Below are 3,384 nucleotides of genomic sequence, written 5' to 3' on the forward strand. Positions count from 1 at the left end.
ATCATCCGCGACCTCGACCTGCTGCGCCCGATCTACGCCCAGACCGCCGCCTACGGCCACTTCGGCCGCGAGCTGCCGGACTTCACCTGGGAGCGTACCGACCGCGCCGAGCAGCTCAAGGCCGCGGCCGCCCGCTGACCGCCCGTACGACCGCCCACGCCGCCGCCCCCCGCCGACGAGCGGAACACCGGCGTTCAACCCGACCCGATCAGGAGACCACGTGCGCATCGCGGTGACCGGATCCATTGCCACGGATCACCTCATGGCCTTCCCGGGCCGGTTCGTCGACCAGCTGCTGCCGGACCAGCTGGAACACGTTTCGCTGTCCTTCCTCGTGGACTCCCTCGAGGTACGGCGGGGCGGCGTGGCGGCCAACATCGCCTACGGACTCGGCGGACTGGGCCTCGCCCCGGTCCTCGCCGGGGCGGTGGGCGTCGACTTCCAGGAGTACGAGGTCTGGCTGAAGGAGCACGGCGTCGACACCAGTGGTGTCCACGTCTCCGCCACCCGCCAGACCGCCCGCTTCATGTGCATGACGGACCGGGACGCCAACCAGATCGCCTCCTTCTACACCGGCGCCATGGCGGAGGCGGACCGGATCGACCTGCGCACCCTCACCGGCCCGGGCGACGCCCCCGTCGACCTGGTGCTGGTCTGCCCCAACGACCCGGCCGCGATGGTCCGCCACACCCGGCAGTGCCGCGACCTGGGCATCGCGTTCGCCGCCGACCCCTCCCAGCAGCTCGCCCGCCTCGACGGCGACGAGGTGCGGGAGCTCGTCACGGGCGCGCGCTGGCTGTTCACCAACGCGTACGAGTCCGCGCTGCTGCGCGAGCGCACCGGCTGGGACGAGCAGGAGGTCCTCGACCGGGTCGGCACGTGGGTGACCACCCTGGGCGCCGACGGCGTCCGCATCGAGCGCAAGGGCGCGCCCGCGATCACCGTACCGGCCGTTCCCGACGTGCCCACGCTGGATCCGACGGGCGTCGGCGACGCCTTCCGGTCCGGGTTCCTCGCGGCGGCCGGCCGGCAGCTCCCGCTGGAGACGGCCGCGCACCTGGGCTGCGCGATGGCGGCCCTGGTGCTCCGGGCCGTCGGCCCGCAGGACTACGAGGTCGACCGCAGCCTGCTGCGGCAGACGGTGGCCACGGCGTACGGGCCGGACTCGGCCCGGCTGCTGGGCCCGGTGCTGGGGGAGTCGGCATGAGCCAGGAACGGGCGGACGCCCTCCGGGAGGCGTTCGCGACCCGCGTGGTCGTCGCCGACGGGGCCATGGGAACGATGCTCCAGGCGCAGGATCCCACCCTTGAGGACTTCCAGCAGCTGGAGGGCTGCAACGAGGTCCTGAACGTGACCCGGCCCGACATCGTGCGCTCGGTGCACGAGGCGTACTTTGCCGCGGGCGTGGACTGCGTCGAGACCAACACCTTCGGCGCGAACCACAGTGCCCTCGCCGAGTACGAGATCGTCGAGCGGAACTTCGAGCTGTCCGAGGCGGGCGCCCGGGTGGCCCGCGAGGTGGCCGACCGGTTCACCGCCGAGACCGGCCGGCAGCGCTGGGTCCTCGGCTCCATGGGCCCCGGCACGAAGCTGCCGACCCTCGGCCACATCCCGTACGGCACACTGCGCGACGCCTACCAGACCAACGCCGAGGGCCTGATCTCCGGCGGCGCCGACGCGCTGCTGGTGGAGACCACCCAGGACCTCCTCCAGACCAAGGCCTCCGTCATCGGCGCCCGTCGCGCCATGGAGGCGCTGGGCGTCGACGTCCCGCTGATCTGCTCCGTCACGGTGGAGACCACCGGGACGATGCTGCTGGGCTCCGAGATCGGTGCGGCCCTGACCTCGCTGGAGCCGCTGGGCATCGACATGATCGGCCTGAACTGCGCCACCGGCCCGGCCGAGATGAGCGAACACCTGCGCTACCTGGCCCGCAACGCCCGCATCCCCCTCTCCTGCATGCCGAACGCGGGCCTGCCGGTGCTCACCAAGGACGGCGCGCACTACCCGCTGTCCCCGACCGAGCTGGCCGACGCCCAGGAGACCTTCGTCCGGGAGTACGGACTCTCCCTGATCGGCGGCTGCTGCGGTACCACCCCCGAGCACCTGCGCCGGGTGGTGGAGCGGGTCAACGGCCTCGCCCCGACCGCCCGCGAGCCCCGCCCCGAGGCCGGGGCCGCCTCCCTGTACCAGACGGTGCCGTTCCGGCAGGACACCTCGTACATGGCGATCGGTGAGCGGACGAACGCGAACGGGTCGAAGAAGTTCCGCGAGGCCATGCTCGAAGCCCGGTGGGACGACTGCGTGGAGATGGCCCGCGACCAGATCCGCGAGGGCGCGCACATGCTCGACCTGTGCGTGGACTACGTCGGCCGTGACGGCGTCGCGGACATGGAGGAGCTGGCCGGCCGCTTCGCCACCACCTCCACCCTGCCCATCGTGCTGGACTCGACCGAAGTGGCCGTCATCCGGGCCGGCCTGGAGAAACTGGGCGGCCGCGCGGTCATCAACTCCGTCAACTACGAGGACGGCGACGGCCCCGACTCCCGATTCGCCCAGGTCACCCGGTTGGCGCAGGAGCACGGTGCGGCGCTGATCGCGCTGACGATCGACGAGGAGGGCCAGGCCCGTACCGTCGAACACAAGGTCGCCATCGCCGAGCGGCTCATCGCCGACCTCACCGGCAACTGGGGCATCCGCGAGTCCGACATCCTCATCGACACCCTGACCTTCACCATCTGCACGGGTCAGGAGGAGTCCCGCAAGGACGGCATCGCCACGATCGAGGCGATCCGGGAGCTGAAGCGCCGACACCCGGACGTCCAGACCACCCTCGGTCTGTCGAACATCTCCTTCGGTCTGAACCCGGCCGCCCGCATCCTGCTGAACTCGGTCTTCCTGGACGAGTGCGTCAAGGCGGGTCTGGACTCGGCGATCGTGCACGCGTCGAAGATCCTGCCGATCGCCCGGTTCGACGAGGAGCAGGTCTCCACCGCCCTGGACCTGATCTACGACCGGCGCTCCGAGGGCTACGACCCGCTGCAGAAACTGATGGCCCTCTTCGAAGGAGCGACCGCCAAGTCCCTGAAGGCGGGCAAGGCGGAGGAACTGGCCGCGCTGCCGCTGGAGGAGCGGCTCCAGCGGCGGATCATCGACGGCGAGAAGAACGGCCTGGAGGCCGACCTCGATGCGGCGTTGGAGTCGCGTCCGGCGCTGGAGATCGTCAACGACACGCTGCTGGAGGGCATGAAGGTCGTCGGCGAGTTGTTCGGTTCCGGGCAGATGCAGTTGCCGTTCGTGCTGCAGTCGGCCGAGGTGATGAAGACCGCGGTGGCCCATCTGGAACCGCACATGGAGAAGTCGGACGCGGAGGGCAAGGGCACC

At 71.0% G+C, this 3,384-nt stretch carries 3 protein-coding genes; all 3 read left to right on the plus strand.

Going from position 1 to position 3,384, the window contains the following annotated elements:
• Positions 1 to 138, plus strand: a 138-nt coding sequence (locus ACZ4VL_RS40230; RefSeq protein WP_468210895.1) for a methionine adenosyltransferase domain-containing protein, incomplete at its 5' end; no start/stop codon positions are given.
• 82 nt (positions 139 to 220) lie between these two features.
• Positions 221 to 1,207, plus strand: a complete 987-nt coding sequence (locus tag ACZ4VL_RS40235) for a carbohydrate kinase family protein (protein ID WP_468210889.1) — start codon at positions 221 to 223, stop codon at positions 1,205 to 1,207.
• On the plus strand, positions 1,204 to 3,384 hold a 2,181-nt coding region (locus ACZ4VL_RS40240; protein WP_468210892.1), incomplete at its 3' end, for a homocysteine S-methyltransferase family protein. The genes ACZ4VL_RS40235 and ACZ4VL_RS40240, both read left to right, overlap by 4 nt.

It is taken from the genome of Streptomyces sp. NPDC029014 (assembly GCF_055564695.1).